A 20,534-nucleotide genomic window follows, 5' to 3' on the forward strand; every position below is an offset into this window, starting at 1 on the left:
CGATGCCTCTCATGACGGAGAACAGCGCCACCCACACCTTCCTGGCCGCTCGGGACTTCCTGCTCGATCGCCGCGGGGACTACGAGGCCGCCCACGCCGGGTTCACCTGGCCGCGTCCCGAGCGGTTCAACTGGGCCCTCGACTGGTTCGACCACATCGCCCGGGGGAACCCGGCCGACGCCCTGCGCATCGTCGAGGAGGACGGAACGAGCGAGGGCGTGTCCTTCGAGGAACTGAGCGCGAGTTCGGGAGCCGCGGCGAACTGGCTGCGCGCCCAGGGCGTCGCGGCGGGGGACCGGATCCTGGTCATGCTCGGCAACCAGCGTGAACTGTGGGACGTCATGCTCGCCGCGATGAAGCTCCGGGCCGTGGTCATCCCCGCCACCCCGCTGCTCGGTGCCGCCGACCTCCGCGACCGGGTCGAACGGGGCCGGGTACGGCACGTCATCACGCGCGCCGAGGACACCGGCAAGTTCGACGAGGTGCCCGGTACCTACACCCGGATCGCCGCCGGACCGCGCGTCACCACACGCCCCGGCACGGACCCCGGCACACGCCCCGGGGCCGCCCCCGCCGGATCCGAGGTCCCCGCCGGCTGGCTGCGCCTGGCCGACTTCCACGCCGCCGACCGGAGTTTCAGCCCGGACGCGGAGACCCTGGCCGGCGACCCGCTGATGCTGTACTTCACCTCGGGGACCACCGCCCGGCCCAAGCTCGTCGAGCACACCCACGCCTCGTACCCGATCGGGCACCTCTCCACCATGTACTGGCTCGGGCTGCGCCCCGGCGACGTCCACCTCAACATCGCCTCGCCCGGCTGGGCCAAGCACGCGTGGTCGAACCTCTTCGCGCCCTGGAACGCCGGTGCGACCGTCTTCGTCCACAACTACACGCGCTTCGACGCCGAGCGGCTGATGGCCGAGATGGACCGGGGAGGCGTGACCACCTTCTGTGCCCCGCCCACCGTCTGGCGGATGCTGATCCAGTCCGACCTCACCAAGCTCCGGAACCCCCCGCGCGAGGCGGTCGCCGCGGGTGAACCGCTCAACCCGGAGGTCATCGAAAGGATCCACGAGGCCTGGGGCGTGACCATCCGCGACGGCTTCGGCCAGACCGAGACGACCCTCCAGGTGGGCAACTTCCCGGGGGTGCCCGTCAAGCCCGGCTCCATGGGACGTCCGGCGCCCGGCTACGAGATCGTGCTGCTGGACTCCGTCACCGGCAAGGAGTCCGAGCGGGAGGGCGAGGTCTGCGTGGACCTGCGGACCCGTCCCGCCGGGGTGATGACGGGCTACCGCGACGACCCGGAGCGCACCGCGGAGGCCATGGCGGACGGGCTCTACCGCACGGGGGACATCGCCTCGCGTGACGCCGACGGCCATCTCACCTACGTGGGGCGGGCCGACGACGTGTTCAAGGCCTCGGACTACAAGATCAGCCCGTTCGAGCTGGAGAGCGCGCTGCTGGAGCACGAGGCCGTGGCCGAGGCCGCCGTGGTCCCCGCCCCGGACCCGCTCCGGCTGGCGGTTCCGAAGGCGTACGTCACCCTCGCCGCCGGATGGGAGCCGGGGAAGGAGACGGCCCGGGTGCTGTTCGCGCACTCGCGGGCGGTGCTCTCCCCGTACAAGAGGGTTCGACGCATCGAGTTCGGTGAGCTGCCGAAGACGGTGTCCGGCAAGATCCGCCGGGTCGAGCTGCGCGAACTCACCGAGGCCGGGTCCGGGGCGGAGTACGACGAGGCCGACCTGGACTGAGCCGAGCCGGGGCGCCGGCCGGTACGTCCCACCCCGGCCCGCGCCCCCGCGCCCCGCGTCCCTCGCCCCCGGCCCGCGCCCCGTGTCCCTCGCCTGCGCCCCGTGACGAGTGCTACGCGGGCAGCTGCGCCTCGATCGCGGCGACGACCTCGGGGGCCTCGGGCTCGGTGCGCGGCCGGAAGCGGCCGACGACCTCGCCGGCGGGGGAGATGAGGAACTTCTCGAAGTTCCACTGGATGTCCCCCGCCTCACCCTCGGCGTCCGGCGTCTTCACCAGCTCCGCGTACAGCGGGTGCCGGTTCTCGCCGTTGACCTCGGACTTCTCCAGCATGGGGAAGGTGACCCCGAAACCGGCCGCGCAGAAGGTCTGGATGTCGTCCGCGGTGCCGGGCTCCTGGCCACCGAACTGGTTGCACGGTACGCCGATCACCGTGAACCCCTTCTTCTCGTACGCGAACTGCAGCCGGGCCAGACCCGAGTACTGCGGGGTGAGGCCGCACTGCGAGGCCGTGTTCACCAGCAGGATCGCCTTGCCCTTGTGCGCCGCGAGGCTGGTGGGCTCATCGTTCAGGGTGGTCAGCGGAATGTCGTACAGGCTCATCGGGCTCTCCTCGACGGGAAGGGCGGTCAAGGTCTCCGAGCCTAGTACCACGCCGTCGATCATCGTCTTCCCGGTCGAATGGCTCCGGTCGAATCGCCCACCTGGCCCGTGACCCGGCGAGGGGCGTTCCCGCAACCCGGCGGCTCAGGCTCCCGAGGCGATCAACCGGTCCGCCGGGTCGTTGACCGGCTGCGGGGTGCCCGTCAGGTCCATGATGAACAGCGGTATCCCCAGGTGGTCCGCGCGCTCCCGGGCCTGCGTCGTGTAGCCGGCGAGGGAGAAGTAGACGCTCGCCGCCGAGGCCGTGAGCCCGTTCAGCCACACGCACTCCACCGCCCGCAGTCCGGCCGGCGCGGTCGTCGGGTCCACCTGCGCGATCACCCCGGGAGCCCGCAGGTCCACCGCCGCGGAGGGGATCGCCGACCCGTCGGGCCGGGGTACGTCACGGAAGCCGAGCCAGCGCAGGTACAGGGCGGCCGTGACCACCGCGTCCCGGCCCGTCCGGATGGTCACCGGCCGGAACGGCGCCCGCTCGGCCGCCGGGGAATCCGCCGGCGTCGGGAGGTCCGGTGCCGGGAGGTCCGTCGGTGTCGGAAGGCCCGCCCGTGCCGGGGAGGCCGCCGCCGGGGGGTGCTCCGCCGCCCCGCGGGCCCCCGGGGGGCGATCCGTTTCGGACGTCGCCGAACGGTCGCCCGGCGTCCCGCGGCCGGGCCCCCGCCCGGGCGCGTCGGGATCCACGGATTCCGGCGAATGGACCGGGACCAGGGCCACGGTCCCGCACGAGCCGCATCCCACCTCGGGGCGCGGCCACTCACCCTCCCGCCCGCAGGCCTCGCAGCGGACCGCCACCCAACTGTCCGACCAGGTGCGGTGGGTCAGCGGCACGGCCGGCGCCGCCAGGTTCAGCGGAGGCACGACCGGGCTCCCGCAGACGCAGGGGAAGACCGGCGCGCTGTAGGAGTTCTCGCGCCGGCAGGTCGGACAGCGCACCGGTACCGCTCCCGCCATGAGACCGGACCCCCTTCGTCGCTGTGCGTGGGTCCATGGTCCACCACGGGCGACGGTCGGCGCGGGCGCGTCCTCGATTTTCCGTCGCGTCATGGTCATTCGTACAAGTCACCGAGCGAGAAGCGGCTTTTGGTGGGTTCCGGGGTGCCGAAGCGCCTTGACGCGCCCCGGAGTGGCCGCTTAGCTTGTTCCGTATAGCAGAACAAAACTTCCGGATTACGGAAAAGCCTGACCGCCAGACCCGCAGGAGAACTCGATGCCTCGTATGACAGCCGCCGCCGCTGCAGTGGAGATCCTCAAGCGCGAGGGCGTTTCGCAAGCGTTCGGCGTGCCCGGCGCTGCGATCAACCCGTTCTACCGCGAGCTCAAGAACGTCGGTGGCATCAACCACACCCTCGCCCGGCACGTCGAGGGCGCCTCGCACATGGCCGAGGGCTACACCCGCACGACCCCGGGCAACATCGGTGTCTGCATCGGTACGTCCGGCCCCGCCGGCACCGACATGATCACCGGCCTCTACTCGGCCATCGCGGACTCGATCCCGATCCTGTGCATCACCGGTCAGGCCCCTGTCGCGAAGCTGCACAAGGAAGACTTCCAGGCCGTCGACATCGCCTCGATCGCCAAGCCCGTCACCAAGGCCGCGACCACGGTCCTGGAGGCCGCGCAGGTCCCCGGTGTCTTCCAGCAGGCCTTCCACCTGATGCGCTCCGGCCGTCCGGGCCCGGTCCTCATCGACCTGCCCATCGACGTCCAGCTGACCGAGATCGAGTTCGACCCCGACCTGTACGAGCCGCTGGCCGTGCACAAGCCGGCCGCGACCCGCAAGCAGGCCGAGAAGGCCATCCGGCTCCTGCTGGAGTCCGAGCGCCCGCTGATCGTCGCCGGCGGCGGCATCATCAACGCCGACGCCTCCGACCTGCTGGTCGAGTTCGCCGAGCTGACCGGTGTCCCGGTCATCTCCACGCTCATGGGCTGGGGCGTCATTCCCGACGACCACGAGCTGGCCGCCGGCATGGTCGGTGTGCAGACCTCGCACCGCTACGGCAACGCCACGTTCCTGGAGTCGGACTTCGTCCTGGGCATCGGCAACCGCTGGGCCAACCGTCACACCGGTTACAACCTGGACGCGTACCTCGGCGACCGCAAGTTCGTCCACGTCGACATCGAGCCCACCCAGATCGGCAAGATCTTCGCCCCCGACCTCGGCATCGCCTCCGACGCCAAGGCCGCGCTGGAGCTCTTCATCGAGGTCGCCAAGGAGCTCAAGGCCGAGGGCAAGCTCCCCGACTTCAGCGCCTGGGTCGCCTCGCACCTGGAGCGCAAGGGCACGCTCCAGCGCCGTACGCACTTCGACAACATCCCCATGAAGCCGCAGCGCGTCTACGAGGAGATGAACAAGGCCTTCGGCCCGGAGACCCGCTACGTCACCACCATCGGTCTTTCCCAGATCGCCGGCGCGCAGATGCTGCACGTCTTCAAGCCGCGCCACTGGATCAACTGCGGCCAGGCCGGCCCGCTCGGCTGGACGATCCCGGCCGCGCTGGGTGTCGCCACCGCCGACCCGCAGACCCCCGTCGTCGCCCTCTCCGGCGACTACGACTTCCAGTTCATGCTGGAGGAGCTGGCGGTCGGTGCGCAGCACAAGATCCCGTACGTGCACGTCCTGGTGAACAACGCCTACCTGGGCCTGATTCGTCAGGCGCAGGGCGGTCTGGGCATCAACTTCGAGGTCAACCTCGAATTCGAGAACATCAACGCCCCCGAGCTGGGTGTCTACGGCGTCGACCACGTCAAGGTCGTCGAGGGCCTCGGCTGCAAGGCGATCCGGGTCACCGACCCGAACGAGCTGGGTGCCGCCCTGGAGGAGGCCAAGAAGCTCGCCGCGGAGTACAGCGTCCCGGTGGTCGTCGAGGCCATCCTGGAGCGTGTCACCAACATCTCGATGAGCAAGACGGTCGACATGAGCGACGTCACCGAGTTCGAGGAGCTCGCGACCGAGCCGGGCCACGCCCCGACCGCGATCCGCCCGCTGACCGTCTGACCGTCTGACCGCCTGACCGTCTGAGCGTGAGGCGGCGGGTCGTCCCCGCCGCGACCCCGACGGCCCCCGTCCCTCCTGCCGGAGGGGCGGGGGCCGTTTCGCGTTCCGTCGCCGGGTCGTTCGGGTCGTTCGCGTTGTTCGGGTGGCCGGCGTCGCCGGGTCGGGCGGTGTCGCCCGTGTCGCCCGTGCCGCCGGTGTCGCCGGGGTGGTCGGGGTCGCCGGGGTGGTCCGGTGGCTGCCCGAGCGACCCGGCGCGGCGCGTCACTTCCCGGGGTGCGGGCCCAGTTCCGCGTCCAGTGCGCCCGTGATCAGGTCGCGGGCGCGGTCCAGGGTCAGTGAACCGCTGAGCCAGCGCTCGCTCAAGCCCTCCACCAGTGCGGTCAGCCGCTCGGCGACGTCCAGCGGGATGGCCCGGGGATCGGCGAGGCCCGCCACCTGGGCGTCCATGATCGAATCGGCGGTGTCCCGGTTCCAGGTGCGGGTGGAGTCCGCCAGCGTCTCGCGCAGGTCGGTTTCGAAGATCGCGCTCGCCCGCAGCTCACCCCAGGCGATGCTGTTCTCGCGAACCCGGGTGGTGTCCTGGAGTTCGCTCAGCAGCAGTTGGAGCAGTACGCCCCGGGCGTCCTCGGAGTCGTCGAGCGCCTCGTCGGTGTAGACGGTGGCGCGGTCGCTGATGAAGGCGAGCGTCCGCTGGATCAAGCCGGCCCGGTCCTTGAAGTGGTAGTAGATCAGCGCGGTGGACACCCCCGCCTCGGACGCCAGCTCCTCGACGCGCAGCCCCCTGACGCCGTTGCGGGCGATCACGCGCACGGCAGCTTCCAAGATCAACGATTGGCGATCGGCCACTCTTGTTCGCACCTTTCGGTCCCTACCTCTTGACTGACCTTTCAGTCAGGTCCCACGATAGCTCCCACCGGGGTTGCTGACTGGATTTTCAGTCACTGTTCACCTGACTGAAATTTCAGTCAGGATGTCGAGGTGGATGACGGGGTGGCCAAAGTGCCCCATACCTCCCCAAACCCCCCGCCAGAAGCTGCCCCACCCAGCCCGACCCGCACCAAAGGAGCTCTCCCATGAGTCCGCTGAGTCCGACGTACCCCCGCATGCCCGCCGAGTGGGCCGAGCACGAGGCCTGCCTGATGGCGTGGCCCACCCGGCCCGCACTGTGGGGGCCGGCCTTCGAGGCGGCGCGGCGCGAGTACGCGGCGGTGGCCCGTGCCATCGCCGACTTCGAGCCGGTCATCATGATCGCCGCGGCCGACGCGGTGGACGAGGCCCGTGTCGCCTTCGGCGACGATCCCGGCATCGAGGTGATCGAGCTGCCGATCGACGACTCCTGGCTGCGCGACTCCGGCCCGATCTTCGCCTACGACGACCAGGGCGACCGGGTGGGCGTCGACTTCCGCTTCAACGCCTGGGGCGAAAAGCACTACCCCTGGGCCGCCGACGACAAGCTCGCCGCGCTCCTCCTGGACCGACTCGGCATCCCTCGCGCGCACTCCTCGATGATCCTCGAAGGCGGTGCCATCACCGTCGACGGCGAGGGCACCCTGATCACCACCGAGCAGTGCCTGTTGCACCCCAACCGCAACCCGCGCATGAGCCGCACGGAGATCGAGGACGAGATCAAGCGCCGGCTCGGCGTCGAGAAGATCATCTGGCTGCCGTACGGCGGTCTGGAGGACACCGAGACCGACGGCCACGTCGACGGCGTCGCCGCCTTCGTCGCCCCCGGCACCGTGGTCGTCTCCCTTCCCGAGGACCCCGCCCACCCCGACCACGCCCGGATGCGCGCCAACCTCGCCGTCCTGGAGGCCTCCACCGACGCCCGCGGTCGCGCCCTGCGGGTCGTCGCGGTCCCGCAGACCACCCACGGCGAGGTCGAGGGCACCCCGGTCGAGGTCTGCTACCTCAACTTCTACCTCGCCAACGGCGGCTGTGTGGTGCCCGTGGGAGGTACCCCCGAGGACGAGGCGGCCCTCGCCGTCCTCGCCGAGGCCCTGCCCGGCCGCAAGGTGGTCGGGGTCCCCGCACCGGTCCTCGCGTTCGGCGGCGGCGGCGTCCACTGCATCACCCAGCAGCTCCCGAAGGACCTGAACGCGTGAACACCCCCACCACCCGCACCACCGCGCATGCCGGCGCCGGGTACGAACTCCTCGTCAGCGACGGTTCACCGCTCGGCTCCCCGGCCCGGACGGAGTCCGCCGAGCGCGTCCCACTGCGCGTCGGCCTCGTTCAGATGCGCTGGTACGCGGACGCGGACGAGCACGACGAGCGCCTGCGCGAGGGCGTGCGGATCGCCGCAGCCGAGGGTGCCAAGGTCGTCTGCCTGCCCGAACTCACCCGCAGCCCCTACTTCTGCAACACCGACGACCCCATGGGTGACGGCGCCGCCCGTCACCTCGAAGACCTGGAGGACGGCCCCACCGTCGCCCTGGCCGCCGAACTCGCCGGGGAACTCGGCATCACGGTGCACGCCTCCCTCTACGAGCGCGCCGAGGACGGCGGGCTCGGCTACAACACGGCGGTCTGCGTGGACGCGGCCGGCAAGCTCGTCGCCCGCACCCGCAAGAACCACATCCCCGCCTTCCCCGGCTACCGCGAGGACCTCTGCTTCCGCCCCGGCGACAGCGGCTTCCCCGTGACCTTCCTCGAAGGGGCCCGCTTCGGCTTCCCGACCTGCTGGGACGAGTGGTTCCCGGAACTCGCGCGCGCCTACGGCCTGCACGGGGCCGAGATCCTCGTCCACCCGACCGCCATCGGCTCCGAGGTGGACCTCCCCGACTTCGACACCCGGCCGATGTGGGAGCACGCGATCAGCGCCAACGGCCTCGCCAACGCGCTCTTCATGATCGTCCCCAATCGTGTCGGCACCGAGGGCCGCTCCACCTTCTACGGGTCCTCCTTCATCTCCGACCCCTACGGCCGTGTCATGCTGCGTGCCCCACGCGACCGGCCCGCCGTGCTCGTCGCCGACCTCGACCTCGACCAGCGTCGCGACTGGCTCGACTTCGGACTGATGCAGACCCGCCGCCCCGAGCTGTACGGCCGGCTCACCGAGCCACTCGACGCGCAGGCCCGCTGACCAGCAGGTCCTCCCAGCGCCAAACTCCGCCAAGGAGCGTGCATGCCGATCCCCTCACGGCGCCGCCTGGCCGGTCCCGCCGCCGCGGTCCTCGCCCTGATCCTCACGGGCGCGGGCTGCGCGGCCCCGGCCGGCGACGCCGGTACCACCGCGATACACCTCTCCACCGCCACACCCGCCGCTCGCGGCGACATCGACGGGTTCACCTGGGCGCTGTACGCCGAGCCGCCCGTGCTCGACTACCTCTACGCCTTCGACTACCCGCAGAACACCGTCCTCGCCAACGTCTGCGAGTCCCTGATGCGCTGGACTCCCCAGCTCACCGTGGAACCCGGCCTCGCCGAGAAGGCGTCCAACCCCGACCCCACCACCTGGGTCTACGACCTCCGCCCGAACGTGCGCTTCCACTCCGGCGCCATCCTGACCGCCGACGACGCGGTGGCCAGCCTGAACCGGCACCTCGACCCCGAACTCGGCTCGTACTGGGTGGAGGACTTCAAGAACGTCGCCTCCGTCGAGAAGACCGGCCCGCTCCAGGTCACCGTGCACCTCAAGACCCCGGACGCGCTGTTCCCACAGGCCATGGCGAACTCCGCCGGCACGGTCGCCAACGCCGCCACCATGCGGGAACAGGGCCGGAAGTTCGGCACCGCCGACGGCGGCCTCGACTGCACCGGCCCGTTCAAACTGGGCGAGTGGGAACAGGGTGCCTCGCTGCGCCTGGACCGCTTCGACGGCTACCGGGGCAAGCGGGCCAAGGCCGGCCACGTCGACTTCGTCTTCCTGCCCGACTCCGCCGCCCGCACCAACGCCCTGCTCACCGGCGAGGTGGACGGCTCCTTCGCCGTGCCCCCGGAGTCCCTCTCCCGGTTCCGCGCGGCCGACAACGGCTCCGTGTACCAGGGGCAGAGCCTCACCACCGTCAACCTCGCCGTGTCCGACCTCGGCGGCACCCTCTCCGACGTACGGGTGCGCCGCGCCCTGATGCTGGCCCTCGACCGCGAGGGCTTCGCCAAGGGCGCGATGCGCGGCGCCGCCACCCCCACCAGTTCCCTGGTGGTCAAGGACGTCTGGCGCGGGACACCCGAGGAACCCGTCGCCCGGGAACTGGTCGGGCTGCCTCCCGTCGAGCGGGACCTGACCGAGGCGAAACGTCTCGTCGACGAGGCCGGCGCGCGCGGGAGGAAGGTGACCGTCGCCTCCAGCCCGCTCGGTCCGGACGTCGCCCTGCTCGCCACCGCCGTCCAGGACGCGGGCCGCCGCATCGGCCTCGACATGGAGATCCGCACCATCGCCCCCGACGCCTTCACCGCACTGTTCTCCGACCCCGAGGCGCGCAAGGGACTCGACCTCTTCCCCTTCACCTACTACCTGTCGCTCAGCGACCCGCTCGCCATGTACAGCAACTTCCGCACCGGCCAGTTCGAGAACTACGCCGGCTACAGCTCACCGGAGTACGACGCCCTCGTCGACCGGGCGACGGCCGAGTACGACCCCGCCACACGCGGGGTGCTGACCGCCAGGCTCGCCAGGATGGCCGCCGACGCGGCCCTGTGCCTGCCGGTGGCGGAGTACCCCGGCCCGATGTTCCTCAACAAGAGGATCACCGGAGCGCCGACCGGCATCTCGTACATGTACGCCCCCTGGGCGGCCGAAGTGGGGGCCCCGTGATGCCGAGACCCGATCTCGTCCGCTTCCTGTCGCGAAGGATCGGCGAACTCCTCGCCACCCTCCTCGTCGCCTCGTTCCTCGTGCACGCCTCCATCCGCCTCGCCCCGGGCAGGCCCGAGACCTTCCTGCTCGGTGGTCGCGGCGCGAGCCCCCAGGCGCTGGAGGCGATCCGCTCCCACTACCACCTCGACGACCCGTTCCTCGTCCAGTACGGGAAGTGGCTCGGCGGTGTCGTCACGGGAGACCTGGGCACCTCCGTCCAGTACCGCTCCGACGTCGTCGACCTGGTCGCCTCCCGCATGCCCGTCACCCTCGCCCTGATCGGGATGTCGGCCCTCCTCGTCATCGTGGGCGGACTGCTGCTCGGCCTGTTGGGCGCCGTGCGCGGGCGCCGCACCGACCAGGCCGTCCTGATCACCACCTCGGTCGCCGTCGCCACCCCGTCCTTCATCGCCGCGATCCTGCTCCTGTCGCTGTTCTCGGTCCGGCTCGGCTGGTTCCCCGTACTCGGCAGCGGAGACGGCTTCCTCGACACCCTCCACCACCTCGTCCTGCCCGCCGTGGCCCTGGCCCTGCCCTTCGTCGGGGTGCTCGCCCGCGTCACCAGGGCCTCCCTGCTGGAGCAGTTCGCGCAGGACCACGTCACCGTCGCCCGCAGCCGCGGAGTGCCGGAGCGCACCGTCGTACGCCGCCACGTACTGCGCGGAGCGCTGGGCACCGTCGTCACCCAGGCCGGGCTGGCCCTCTCCGGGCTGATGGTCTGCACGATCCTCGTGGAATCCGCCTTCGGCCTCGGCGGGCTCGGCGAGTTCCTCGCGAAGTCCGTGACCGTCAAGGACTTCCCCGTCGTCCAGGCGATCTCCCTGCTGACCATCGCGCTGTTCGTGCTGGTCAACCTCGCCGTCGACCTCGTCCACCCGCTCATCGACCCCCGGGTCCGGCTCGGCACCAGGAGCTCCGAATGACCGCACTCCTGCTCCGGCCCGCGGCCTCGCGCACCAAGATCGGCAAGGCCGGCGGCGGTGCCGGGCTCCACCGGATCTGCCTCGGCTTCGCCGTCCTCGTGGTCCTGGTCGCGCTGGCCGCACCCTGGCTGGCGCCGCACGACCCGAACGCCGTCGACTTCGGGGCCTCGCTCGCCAACCCCACGCCCCACCTGCCGCTCGGCGGCGACATCAGCGGCCGCGACACCCTCTCCCGCCTGATCGTCGGCGCCCGCACCTCGCTCCTCGGCCCGCTCGGCGTCGTCGTCCTGTCGACCCTCCTCGGGGTGGTCATCGGCGTCACCGCCGCCTGGCGCGGCGGCTGGGTCGACGCCCTGCTCTCCCGGACCAGCGAACTGCTGCTCGCCTTTCCCGGGCTGCTCCTCGCCATGCTGCTCGTCTCGCTGTACGGGCGCGGGCTGATCGCCCCGATGGTCGCACTGTCCCTCGCGTACACGCCGTTCGTCAGCCGGCTCGCCCGCGGCCTCGCGCTCTCCGAGGTCGGAAAGCCGTACCTCGCGGCGTACCGGGTGCAGGGCTTCTCCGGGGCGTGGATCTGCGTACGCCACCTCGTGCCGAACATCGCGCCCGTCGTCCTCGCCCAGTCCACCGTCAACTTCGGCTACGCCCTCCTCGACCTGGCCGCCCTGTCCTTCCTCGGCCTCGGCGTGCCGCCCCTCACCCCCGACTGGGGAGCCATGATCAACGACGGCCAGTCCGCCATCCTCGACGGGGCGCCGCTCTCCGCGCTCGCCCCCTGCCTCGCGGTGATCCTCACCGTCGTCGCCTTCAACGTCGTCGGCGAGCGCTTCGCCGACCGGGTCTCGGGGCGCGCCGCATGAGCCCCGTACTCGAAGTGGAAGGGCTGCGCCTGACGCTGCCCGGCTTCCCGCGCCCCGTGCTCGCCGGGGTGGACCTGACCGTCGAGGCCGGCGAGACCGTCGCCCTCGTCGGCGAGTCGGGCTCGGGCAAGTCCCTCACCTCCCGCTCCGCGCTGGGGCTGCTGCCGCCCGGCGCGGAGGTCTGCGGATCGGTGCGCGTCGCCGGCCGGGACGTGCTGACGATGGCCCCCGCCGCGCTCCGCGAACTCCGCTCCCACACCGCCTCGATGATCTTCCAGGACCCGCGCGCGGCGATGAACCCGTTGCGCCGCCTCGGCGACTTCCTCACCGAGGGGCTGCGGCACGCGGGCGTCAAGGTCCCCGACGGGCGGCTCGCCGAACTCCTCGACGCGGTGGGTCTGCCCGACCGGGTCCTGCGCCAGTACCCGCACGAGCTGTCCGGAGGCATGCTCCAACGCGTCATGATCGCCGCCGCGCTGCTGCCCGGACCCCGGCTGCTGCTCGCGGACGAACCCACCACCGCCCTCGACACCACCACCCAGGCCGAGACCATCGCCCTCTTGGCCCGGCTGCGGGAACGCGAGGGCTGCGGGCTCCTGTTCGTCACCCACGACCTGGAACTCGCCGCCGCGATCAGCGACCGGGTCCACGTCATGTACGCGGGCCGCATCGTGGAGACCGGCCCCGCCGCAGCCCTCTTCGAACACCCCCGGCACCCCTACACGAGGGCGCTCCTCGCGGCGACCCCCCGCCTCGACGCGCCGCCCGGGCCCCTCGCCGCGATAGCCGGCCGGCCGCCGGACCTCCGCACGACCGTCACCGGCTGCGCCTTCGCCCCGCGCTGCGCCCGCGCCACCGATCTGTGCGGCGACGAGATCCCGACCCCGCGCTCGGGCGTGGCCTGTCACCACGCGGAGGTGCTCTCGTGAGCGCGGTACTGGAAGTCCGCGGCCTGGGTCGCGCCTACGGCGCCGTGAGCGCCGTCGACGACGTCTCCTTCCGCGTCCCGGCGGGCGGCTCGCTCGGCATCGTCGGCGAGTCCGGTTCGGGCAAGACCACCACGGCCCGGATCGTGACCGGCCTGGAGCGGGCCGACACGGGCGAGGTCCTCGTACGGGGAAGGCTGCGGGCCCCGTCGGTGCGCGGCCGGGCCGCCCGGCTGCACCGTGCCCGCGAGGTACAAATGGTCTTCCAGGACCCGCTGCTGTCGCTGGACCCGCGGGTCCCGGCGGGCGAGGCGGTGCGCGAGACCCTGCGGCTGCACTTCCCCGACCGCGATCCCGGACCCCGGGTCGCGGAACTCATGGAACAGGTGGGCCTCGGCGACCGGGAGGCGGCGGCCCGACCGCGCGAGCTGTCGGGCGGCCAACGCCAGCGGGTCGCGATGGCGCGGGCGCTCGCGGTGGAACCGGCGGTTCTGGTGCTGGACGAGGCCGTGGCGGCCCTGGACGTCTCCGTGCAGGCGCAGATCCTCAACCTGCTCGCGGAGATCCGCGCCCGCACGGACATCGCGTACCTGTTCATCACCCACGACCTCGGCGTCGTACGGGCGGTGACCGACTCGCTGGTCGTCATGCGGTCCGGCCGGATCGTCGAACAGGGCGCGACGGCCACGCTGCTGTCCGCCCCCGAGCACGCGTACACCCGGCTGCTGCTGGATTCCGTGCCCCGGCCCGGCTGGGACCCGGCCGCCATCGCGGCCCGACGGAGGCACGCGGGCCACTGAGTGCCCGCCCCGGTCGCCGGGGGGCGGTCGGGGCGGTGACGCACGCCGCGCACGACAAAGCGCCGGGTCACGGGACCGTCCGTGACCCGGCGCTTCGATGGTGACCGCCCGACGGTGCGAGGCTGGCGCGACAGGACGTTCGCACCGCCGGGCGGAGTATTGGGGGAGGGTGTTCCTCCTCGGGTACGGGGGACCTTGTGCGCGGCCCCCGTACGGAAGGAAGAGGCTGGGACCGCGGCGGGCGGCGACGAGAACTCCGGCACCGTCTCCCTCAGGTCGAGAGACGGGCCTCGGAACCCATTACCACCGCACTGGCTCGCACGCCCGCCGCGGTCCTCGTCCTGCCCCCACCGCGTACCACCCCTCATCCGGGTCCGCGGTGCGGGCTCAGCACCAGGGGCATGACCTCCCGTCAGGCCCCCGGTACAGTTGAGCGGCTCAGGCGTCGCGCAGGGCGCGGACGGCCTCCTCGACGCGCTTGCCGTAGTCGGCGTCCGCGGCGTGGAAGTGAGCCAGGTTCTTCTCGACGACGTCCTCGATGGTGACCTGGGACAGGCCGCCGGCGATGTTCGCCACCAGACGCTGCTTCTCGGCCTCCGACATCAGGCGGTAGAGCTCACCGGCCTGGAAGAAGTCGTCGTCCTTGGTGTGGGCCGGGGCCTCGTGGGTGCCCGTGTAGCCGGAGACGGCCTTCGGGGCGCCGAGCGCCAGACCGGTCTCGGCCGGGCCCCGGTACGAGTTGGGCTCGTAGTTCTTGTCGTGGCGCGAACCGTTGCGCAGCGCCATGACGCCGTCGCGGCCGTAGTTGTCGGCCGTGGTCGCCTTCGGGGCGTTGACCGGCAGCAGCGTGTGGTTCACACCGAGGCGGTAGCGCTGGGCATCGGCGTACGCGAAGAGGCGGCCCTGGAGCATCTTGTCCGGCGAGGCGGTGATGCCCGGGACGAAGTTGTTCGGGGAGAACGCGGACTGCTCGACCTCGGCGAAGACGTTGTCCGGGTTGCGGTCGAGGACCAGACGGCCCACGCGCTGCAGCGGGTAGTCGCCGTGCGGCCACACCTTGGTGAGGTCGAACGGGTTGAAGCGGTAGTCCGCGGCCTCGGAGGCCGGCATGACCTGGACGTAGAGGGTCCAGCTCGGGTTCACGCCGCGCTCGATCGCCTGGAGCAGGTCGGTCTGGTGCGAGTTCGCGTCCTTGCCGACGAGCTCGGCGGCCTGGTCGCCGGAGAGGCTGCGGACGCCCTGGTTCGTCTTGAAGTGGTACTTGACGAAGAAGGCCTCGCCCTGGGCGTTGGTCCACTGGTAGGTGTGGGAGCCGTAGCCGTTCATGTGGCGGTAGGACGCGGGGATGCCGCGGTCACCCATCAGCCAGGTGATCTGGTGCGTGGCCTCGGGGGCGTGCGCCCAGAAGTCCCAGACGTTGTCCGGCTCCTGCTTGCCCGTAAAGGGGTCGCGCTTCTGCGAGTGGATGAAGTCGGGGAACTTGATGGGGTCCTTGATGAAGAACACCGGGGTGTTGTTGCCGACGAGGTCGTAGTTGCCCTCTTCGGTGTAGAACTTCAGCGCGAAGCCGCGCGGGTCGCGGACGGCGTCCGCGCCACCGAGGGAGTCCGCGACGGTGGAGAACCGCAGGAAGGTCTCGGTCTTCTTGCCGACCGTGTTCAGGAACGCGGCGCTGGTGTAGGCGGTGACGTCGTCGGTCACCTCGAAGTGGCCGTACGCGGCCGAGCCGCGGGCGTGCACCACGCGCTCCGGGATGCGCTCCCGGTTGAAGCGGGCAAGCTTCTCAAGGAGCTGCTGGTCCTGGACCAGGAGCGGGCCACCGACGCCGGCGGTGGCGGAGTTCTGGTTGTCGGCGACCGGGGCGCCGGACTCGGTCGTCAGCGTGCGCTTCGACATGGTGACCTTCCGTACGGGAAACTGCTGACGGAATGCATCTTCCGTCATGCGGAACAGCCTAATTTCGGCGTGAACTCGACGTCAACAGTTTGTTGAAAGAAAGAATGTAGGAGAGGAAATCCGGACGGTGCCGGCGCCTGGGCGCGACAGGACAGGTGTCAGCGCCGGCACCATCCGGAAACTCAGGTCCCCCTGGGGGGAGGGGCGTTCAGACCCGTGATCAGATCTGGGCGCCGGAGAGGCGCTCGACCGCGCGCAGCAGGGCGGAGTGGTCCAGGCCACCGTCACCCTGGGCGCGCAGCGAGGCGACGAGCTGGGCGACGACCGCGCCGACCGGGAGGGCCGCACCCACGTTGCGGGCGGCGTCGGTGACGATGCCCATGTCCTTGTGGTGCAGGTCGATCCGGAAGCCGGGCTTGAAGTCGCGGTTCAGGAAGTTGTCCTTCTTGCGCGTCAGCACCGTGGAGCCGGCCAGACCGCCGTTGAGGACGTCCAGGGCGGCGGTGAGGTTCACGCCCGACTTCTCCAGGAAGACCACGGCCTCGGCGCACGCCTGGATGTTCACCGCGACGATGAGCTGGTTGGCGGCCTTCACCGTCTGGCCGGAGCCGTGCGGGCCGCACAGGACGATGGTCTTGCCGAGGGCTTCCAGGATCGGCAGGGCCTCGTCGAAGTCGGCCTGCTCGCCACCCACCATGATCGACAGTACGGCCTCGATGGCGCCGGCCTCGCCGCCGGACACCGGGGCGTCGATGACGCGGATGCCCTTCTCGGCGGCGTTCTTGGCGAGGTCGATCGAGGTCTGCGGGGTGATCGACGACATGTCGATGATCAGCGCGCCGGACTTCGCGTTCTCCAGGATGCCGTTCTCGCCGTAGGCGATGGCCTCGACCTGCGGGGAGGCGGGCACCATCGTGATGACGACGTCGGCGTCCTTGACGGCCTCGGCGATCGAGCCGGCCGCGGTGCCGCCGGCGGCGGCGAGGCGCTCCAGCTTGTCCTGCTCCAGGGTGAAGCCGGTGACCGAGTAACCGGCCTTCAGGAGGTTCTCGGCCATGGGGGAGCCCATGATGCCGAGACCGACCCAGGCGATCGAGGGGAGCGCGGTGGGGTTGCTCATGATGAGGGTCCTTCTCTTCATGCTTCGTACGAAAAGTTCGTGAGGTGCCTGGCTGGTCGCCCGGACTTGGTCCGCCTACTTCGCGGCGCGGGCCTCGGCCGGCAGCCAGGCGAAGGATGCGGCAGCGTCGGCGGCCTTGTACTCCAGGCCCACGTGGCCCTCGTATCCGGCCTTCCTCAGCTGGTCGAGCAGCTCCTCCAGGGGCAGCTCGCCGGTGCCGGGGGCACCGCGTCCGGGCTTGTCCGCGATCTGGACGTGTCCGGTCTTGGCGGCGTACTTTTCGATGACCTCGGAGAGGTCCTCATCGTTCATCGCCAGGTGGTACAGGTCGAGGAGGAACTTGGCGTTGCCGAGACCGGTGGCCTCGTTCACCTTGTCCACGACCTCGATGCCGGCCGGCGCGCTCACCAGGGGGTAGAGCGGCGACTCGGGCTTGTTGAGGGTCTCGATCAGGAGGATCGCGCCCACACGGTCCGCGGCGCGGGCGGCCACGACCAGGTTCTCCAGGGCGAGCTCGTCCTGGACGGCCGGGTCGACGCCTTCCACGCGGTTGCCGTAGAGGGCGTTCAGCGCCTTGCAGCCGACCGAGGCCGCGAAGTCGGCGGCCACGTTGATGTTGGCGTTGAAGCGCTCCGACTCCTCACCGGGGACCGAGACCGCGCCGCGGTCCGGACCCGGCAGTCGGCCGGCGTAGAAGTTCAGGCCCACCAGCTGGGTGCCGGCGTCCTCGAGAGCCTTCTTGAGGGCGTCGAGCTCCGCCTGGTCGGGGGTGGGGGTCTCGATCCAGGGCCACCACAGCTCGACCGCGGTGAAGCCCGCCGCGGCGGCGGCCGCGGGTCGCTCCAGGAGCGGGAGTTCCGTGTAGAGGATCGAAAGGTTTACATCGAAGCGCTGGTCCGTGTATCCCATGAGGGGTGTGCGCTCCTTCCGTATTGCGGAAGTTAGTTTCTGCTTGATGGAAGACTGCATCGAGGTTTGCGTGGCTGTCAAGTGCGGACTGCCGAAACCTCGGGAGCGCGGGGTAGCTTGACCGCGTGCGATTGAGAGTGGAATTCACGACCGAGCCCTTCGATCTCGAAGAGGCCCCCGCCCATGCCGTGGCCGCTCGCGAGGTCATCCAGAAGGCGCAGCTCGACGCGGTGGACGTCGGCCCGTTCGGCAACACGGCCGAGGGCGGATCCGACGAGGTGCTCACCGCCGTTTCCGCGCTCCTGCGCGACTCGCTGGAGGCCGGAGCCACGCGCGTCTCGCTCCAGGTGAACGTGATCCGGGAGGAGACCCCGTGACCGAGCCCCGCGACCACCCGTTCGTCACCGCGGTCAAGCCGCTGGTCGACGCCATCGGCGGCGAGCTGATGGACCCCTCCCTGGCGCAGCCCGACGACGTCGTGCTCACCTGGGAGGGCCAGGACCTGCTGGCCGTGCGCCTGCCCCAGCTGTCCGACTCGCTGGACCACATCCTGGCGGCGCTGGAGCGCCGCCACGGAGTGCCCCTGGCCCGGCTCGACCGGAAGTCCAAACAGGACGTGGTGCGCATACTGGAGGCGCGTGGCGCCTTCTCCGTGCGGCACGGGGTGGAAACGGTCGCGGGGGCCCTGGGGGTCAGCCGCTTCACGGTCTACAACTACCTGAACAGGGAAAACCCGAACAAGAACAGCCAAGCGTGAACAGCAACTGACGCACGGTGACGAGCCGCCGCCCGATTGATCCGGGCGGCGGCTTTTGTGTACGCGAAGTTTCAACAAAGTGTTGACGCGGTGTTGTCGAGGGCGTTAGCTATGCGCAGCCCGTCAAGCAACAACAGGCCACGGAGGCCTACCGTGACTTCGAGTCCGACCCCGGGTCTCACCCGGTTCAACGCCTTGGACGACAGCGCGGCCACGGCCGAACTGCACGAGGTCTGCGCCAGCTCGGCATGGGGGAGCAAGCTGCTCGCCCAGCGCCCCTTCACCACCGCCGACGCCCTGTTCTCGGCCAACGAGTCCGCCATGGCGGAGCTCACCGCCGAGGACCTGGCCGAGGCGATGGGGGGCCACGCGCCGATCGGCCGGCCGAAGCCGGGAGACCCGACCTCCGCCCGCGAGCAGCGCGGCATGGCCGGTGCCTCGGAGGACCTCAAGAACGAGCTCCTCGAACTGAACCTGGCGTACCAGGAGAAGTTCGGCCACGTCTTCCTCATCTGTGCCACCGGTGCAACCGGTGCGTTCATGCGGGACGCGGTCAAGGTCCGGATCGACAACTCGCCGGAAGCGGAGCGGGAAATCGCCCGCGGCGAGCTCGTCAAGATCAACCGGATCCGCCTGACCCGCCTCGCAGAAGGAGAGTGAGCACGCCATGAGCACCGAGACCACCGCGTCGGTGTCCACGCACATCCTGGACACCAGCATCGGCAAGCCCGCCGAGGGCGTCGCCATCTCCCTGTCGGCCCGTACGGGGCTTCACGGCGAGTGGGCGGCCCTGGGCGGCTCCGCCACCGATGCGGACGGGCGCTGCAAGGACCTGCCGGCCCTGCCGGAGGGCACCACACACGTGCGTCTCGACTTCGAGACCGAGACGTACTTCCTGAACAAGCACAGTTCGAACAAGCAAGCCGAGGCGCAGCAGGACGCCCCCCGCGTAAGGGACAGCGGTGCGTTCTTCCCGGAGGTCACCATCACCTTTGCGGTGAACCCGGGCGAGCATTACCACGTACCGCTGCTGCTCAACCCGTTCGGCTACTCCGTTTACCGAGGGAGCTAGCAGACATGCCCACGATTCTCGGCCAGAATCAGTACGGGAAAGCAGAGAACCGCGTAGTCAAGATCACGCGGGACGGCGACACCCACCACATCAAGGACCTCAACGTCTCGGTCGCCCTCTCCGGCGACATGGACGACGTCCACTACTCCGGCTCGAACGCCAACGTCCTGCCGACGGACACCACCAAGAACACGGTGTACGCGTTCGCCAAGGAGCACGGCATCGAGTCCGCCGAGCAGTTCGGCATCCACCTGGCGCGTTGGTTCGTCAACAGCCAGGAGCCGATCCAGCGCGCGCGCATCCGGATCGAGGAGTACTCCTGGTCCCGGATCGCCACCTCCGACGCCAACTCCAAGTTCATCGGGTCGGACGAGGTCAACCACTCGTTCGTCCGCGAGGGCATGGAGACCCGCGTCACCCAGATCACGTACGACGGCACCAACTGGGAGGTCATCTCCGGCCTCAAGGACCTCGTCGTCATGAACTCCACGAACTCCGAGTTCTGGGGTTACGTGAAGGACAAGTACACGACCCTGAAGGAGGCCTACGACCGCATCCTGGCCACCCAGGTGTCGGCGCGCTGGCGCTTCAACTGGTCGGACGACGAGCAGCGGATGCCCAACTGGGAGAAGTCCTACGCCGAGACCCGCAAGCACATGCTGCAGGCCTTCGCGGAGACCTACTCCCTGTCGCTCCAGCAGACCCTGTACCAGATGGGTTCGCGCATCATCAACCACCGTTCGGAGATCGACGAGGTCCGCTTCTCGCTCCCGAACAAGCACCACTTCCTCGTCGACCTGGAGCCCTTCGGGCTCAAGAACGACAACGAGGTCTACTTCGCCGCGGACCGTCCCTACGGTCTGATCGAGGCGACGGTCCTCCGCGACGGCGTCGACGCCCGTATCCCCGTGGACATGACCAACCTCTGACGAGCACACGCGTCCCCGGGGCTCCGCAGTGGCCCCGGGACCGGCGCGACACTCTTCAACTTCCTTAATCGGCACCCGGACGCAACACACGGGGCGGCAGTACTGTCAGCTGTCAAGGCCCCCGGCTCCGGCACTCA

Annotated in this window: 20 protein-coding genes; 14 read left to right on the forward strand and 6 right to left on the reverse strand. The window is 70.4% G+C overall.

Going from position 1 to position 20,534, the window contains the following annotated elements; translation table 11 throughout:
- Window positions 1-11: 11 nt before the first annotated feature.
- Window positions 12-1,754: an AMP-binding protein gene (locus ACQEVM_RS10605; protein WP_433077271.1), complete on the forward strand. Its 1,743-nt coding sequence runs from the start codon at window positions 12-14 to the stop codon at window positions 1,752-1,754.
- Between the two features lie 112 nt (window positions 1,755-1,866).
- On the opposite strand, the gene ACQEVM_RS10610 is transcribed toward ACQEVM_RS10605, so the two are convergent.
- Both ACQEVM_RS10610 and ACQEVM_RS10615 read right to left on the reverse strand, forming a co-directional pair.
- The gene (locus ACQEVM_RS10610) at window positions 1,867-2,355 is read right to left on the reverse strand and encodes a glutathione peroxidase (RefSeq protein ID WP_433077273.1); all 489 of its coding nucleotides are present in this window, start codon (window positions 2,353-2,355) and stop codon (window positions 1,867-1,869) included.
- Window positions 2,356-2,499: 144 nt separating this feature from the next.
- Window positions 2,500-3,363: a hypothetical protein gene (locus ACQEVM_RS10615; protein ID WP_433077275.1), complete on the reverse strand. Its 864-nt coding sequence runs from the start codon at window positions 3,361-3,363 to the stop codon at window positions 2,500-2,502.
- A gap of 256 nt (window positions 3,364-3,619) precedes the next feature.
- Between ACQEVM_RS10615 and gcl the strand changes: the two genes are divergently transcribed.
- Window positions 3,620-5,407, forward strand: coding sequence for a glyoxylate carboligase (gcl, locus tag ACQEVM_RS10620; RefSeq protein WP_433077277.1), 1,788 nt, complete (start codon window positions 3,620-3,622; stop codon window positions 5,405-5,407).
- Between the two features lie 261 nt (window positions 5,408-5,668).
- Here the strand turns inward: gcl and ACQEVM_RS10625 are convergent, their stop codons facing one another.
- Window positions 5,669-6,253 carry a TetR/AcrR family transcriptional regulator gene (locus ACQEVM_RS10625; RefSeq protein WP_433077279.1) on the reverse strand — a complete coding sequence of 195 codons (585 nt, stop codon included), beginning with the start codon at window positions 6,251-6,253 and terminating at the stop codon, window positions 5,669-5,671.
- A gap of 227 nt (window positions 6,254-6,480) precedes the next feature.
- Between ACQEVM_RS10625 and ACQEVM_RS10630 the strand changes: the two genes are divergently transcribed.
- From ACQEVM_RS10630 to ACQEVM_RS10660, 7 genes are read left to right on the forward strand one after another with little or no spacing between them, the layout of a single operon-like run.
- The gene (locus tag ACQEVM_RS10630) at window positions 6,481-7,512 is read left to right on the forward strand and encodes an agmatine deiminase family protein (RefSeq protein WP_433077281.1); all 1,032 of its coding nucleotides are present in this window, start codon (window positions 6,481-6,483) and stop codon (window positions 7,510-7,512) included.
- Window positions 7,509-8,492, forward strand: a complete 984-nt coding sequence (locus ACQEVM_RS10635) for a nitrilase-related carbon-nitrogen hydrolase (protein WP_433077283.1) — start codon at window positions 7,509-7,511, stop codon at window positions 8,490-8,492. Before ACQEVM_RS10630 ends, ACQEVM_RS10635 begins: the two co-directional genes overlap by 4 nt.
- 42 nt (window positions 8,493-8,534) lie before the next feature.
- Entirely contained in the window at window positions 8,535-10,163 is a 1,629-nt protein-coding gene (locus ACQEVM_RS10640; protein ID WP_433077285.1) for an ABC transporter substrate-binding protein, read from the forward strand.
- Complete coding sequence (locus ACQEVM_RS10645; RefSeq protein WP_433077287.1) at window positions 10,163-11,128, forward strand: ABC transporter permease; 966 nt, start codon at window positions 10,163-10,165, stop codon at window positions 11,126-11,128. The genes ACQEVM_RS10640 and ACQEVM_RS10645 overlap by 1 nt, the downstream gene beginning before the upstream one ends.
- Entirely contained in the window at window positions 11,125-11,988 is an 864-nt protein-coding gene (locus ACQEVM_RS10650) for an ABC transporter permease (RefSeq protein ID WP_433077289.1), read from the forward strand. The genes ACQEVM_RS10645 and ACQEVM_RS10650 overlap by 4 nt, the downstream gene beginning before the upstream one ends.
- A complete protein-coding gene (locus ACQEVM_RS10655) occupies window positions 11,985-12,917 on the forward strand; it encodes an ABC transporter ATP-binding protein (protein ID WP_433077291.1) in 933 nt (310 codons plus the stop codon). The genes ACQEVM_RS10650 and ACQEVM_RS10655 overlap by 4 nt, the downstream gene beginning before the upstream one ends.
- Complete coding sequence (locus ACQEVM_RS10660) at window positions 12,914-13,714, forward strand: ABC transporter ATP-binding protein (protein WP_433077293.1); 801 nt, start codon at window positions 12,914-12,916, stop codon at window positions 13,712-13,714. The genes ACQEVM_RS10655 and ACQEVM_RS10660 overlap by 4 nt, the downstream gene beginning before the upstream one ends.
- A 438-nt stretch (window positions 13,715-14,152) precedes the next feature.
- On the opposite strand, the gene ACQEVM_RS10665 is transcribed toward ACQEVM_RS10660, so the two are convergent.
- From ACQEVM_RS10665 to ACQEVM_RS10675, 3 genes are all read right to left on the reverse strand, one after another.
- On the reverse strand, window positions 14,153-15,610 hold the full coding sequence (locus ACQEVM_RS10665) for a catalase (RefSeq protein WP_433079927.1): 1,458 nt from the start codon (window positions 15,608-15,610) through the stop codon (window positions 14,153-14,155).
- A 220-nt stretch (window positions 15,611-15,830) separates the two neighbouring features.
- Window positions 15,831-16,730: a 2-hydroxy-3-oxopropionate reductase gene (locus ACQEVM_RS10670; RefSeq protein ID WP_433077295.1), complete on the reverse strand. Its 900-nt coding sequence runs from the start codon at window positions 16,728-16,730 to the stop codon at window positions 15,831-15,833.
- 75 nt (window positions 16,731-16,805) lie between these two features.
- Entirely contained in the window at window positions 16,806-17,639 is an 834-nt protein-coding gene (locus ACQEVM_RS10675) for a TIM barrel protein (protein ID WP_433077297.1), read from the reverse strand.
- 125 nt (window positions 17,640-17,764) lie between these two features.
- Between ACQEVM_RS10675 and ACQEVM_RS10680 the strand changes: the two genes are divergently transcribed.
- The 5 genes from ACQEVM_RS10680 to pucL all read left to right on the forward strand — a co-directional run bounded on the left by ACQEVM_RS10680 (window position 17,765) and on the right by pucL (window position 20,397).
- On the forward strand, window positions 17,765-18,016 hold the full coding sequence (locus ACQEVM_RS10680; protein ID WP_267796019.1) for a hypothetical protein: 252 nt from the start codon (window positions 17,765-17,767) through the stop codon (window positions 18,014-18,016).
- Complete coding sequence (locus ACQEVM_RS10685) at window positions 18,013-18,396, forward strand: helix-turn-helix domain-containing protein (protein WP_329441366.1); 384 nt, start codon at window positions 18,013-18,015, stop codon at window positions 18,394-18,396. Before ACQEVM_RS10680 ends, ACQEVM_RS10685 begins: the two co-directional genes overlap by 4 nt.
- A 153-nt stretch (window positions 18,397-18,549) precedes the next feature.
- On the forward strand, window positions 18,550-19,056 hold the full coding sequence (gene uraD / locus ACQEVM_RS10690; RefSeq protein ID WP_433077299.1) for a 2-oxo-4-hydroxy-4-carboxy-5-ureidoimidazoline decarboxylase: 507 nt from the start codon (window positions 18,550-18,552) through the stop codon (window positions 19,054-19,056).
- 7 nt (window positions 19,057-19,063) lie between these two features.
- Window positions 19,064-19,468, forward strand: coding sequence for a hydroxyisourate hydrolase (uraH, locus tag ACQEVM_RS10695; protein WP_433077301.1), 405 nt, complete (start codon window positions 19,064-19,066; stop codon window positions 19,466-19,468).
- Window positions 19,469-19,473: 5 nt separating this feature from the next.
- Window positions 19,474-20,397: a factor-independent urate hydroxylase gene (pucL, locus tag ACQEVM_RS10700; protein ID WP_433077303.1), complete on the forward strand. Its 924-nt coding sequence runs from the start codon at window positions 19,474-19,476 to the stop codon at window positions 20,395-20,397.
- Window positions 20,398-20,534 lie beyond the last annotated feature (137 nt).

Origin of the sequence: Streptomyces sp. CA-243310 (assembly GCF_050936775.1) — a bacterium.
Classification (GTDB): domain Bacteria; phylum Actinomycetota; class Actinomycetes; order Streptomycetales; family Streptomycetaceae; genus Streptomyces.

Excerpts from the sequence above, each read along its gene's own strand:
- ACQEVM_RS10605 (WP_433077271.1), top strand. The coding sequence starts at position 12 with ATGACGGAGAACAGCGCCACCCACACCTTCCTGGCCGCTCGGGACTTC.
- ACQEVM_RS10610 (WP_433077273.1), bottom strand. The coding sequence starts at position 2,355 with ATGAGCCTGTACGACATTCCGCTGACCACCCTGAACGATGAGCCCACC.
- ACQEVM_RS10615 (WP_433077275.1), bottom strand. The coding sequence starts at position 3,363 with ATGGCGGGAGCGGTACCGGTGCGCTGTCCGACCTGCCGGCGCGAGAAC.
- gcl (WP_433077277.1), top strand. The coding sequence starts at position 3,620 with ATGCCTCGTATGACAGCCGCCGCCGCTGCAGTGGAGATCCTCAAGCGC.
- ACQEVM_RS10630 (WP_433077281.1), top strand. The coding sequence starts at position 6,481 with ATGAGTCCGCTGAGTCCGACGTACCCCCGCATGCCCGCCGAGTGGGCC.
- ACQEVM_RS10640 (WP_433077285.1), top strand. The coding sequence starts at position 8,535 with ATGCCGATCCCCTCACGGCGCCGCCTGGCCGGTCCCGCCGCCGCGGTC.
- ACQEVM_RS10645 (WP_433077287.1), top strand. The coding sequence starts at position 10,163 with ATGCCGAGACCCGATCTCGTCCGCTTCCTGTCGCGAAGGATCGGCGAA.
- ACQEVM_RS10650 (WP_433077289.1), top strand. The coding sequence starts at position 11,125 with ATGACCGCACTCCTGCTCCGGCCCGCGGCCTCGCGCACCAAGATCGGC.
- ACQEVM_RS10655 (WP_433077291.1), top strand. The coding sequence starts at position 11,985 with ATGAGCCCCGTACTCGAAGTGGAAGGGCTGCGCCTGACGCTGCCCGGC.
- ACQEVM_RS10665 (WP_433079927.1), bottom strand. The coding sequence starts at position 15,610 with ATGTCGAAGCGCACGCTGACGACCGAGTCCGGCGCCCCGGTCGCCGAC.
- ACQEVM_RS10670 (WP_433077295.1), bottom strand. The coding sequence starts at position 16,730 with ATGAGCAACCCCACCGCGCTCCCCTCGATCGCCTGGGTCGGTCTCGGC.
- ACQEVM_RS10675 (WP_433077297.1), bottom strand. The coding sequence starts at position 17,639 with ATGGGATACACGGACCAGCGCTTCGATGTAAACCTTTCGATCCTCTAC.
- uraH (WP_433077301.1), top strand. The coding sequence starts at position 19,064 with ATGAGCACCGAGACCACCGCGTCGGTGTCCACGCACATCCTGGACACC.
- pucL (WP_433077303.1), top strand. The coding sequence starts at position 19,474 with ATGCCCACGATTCTCGGCCAGAATCAGTACGGGAAAGCAGAGAACCGC.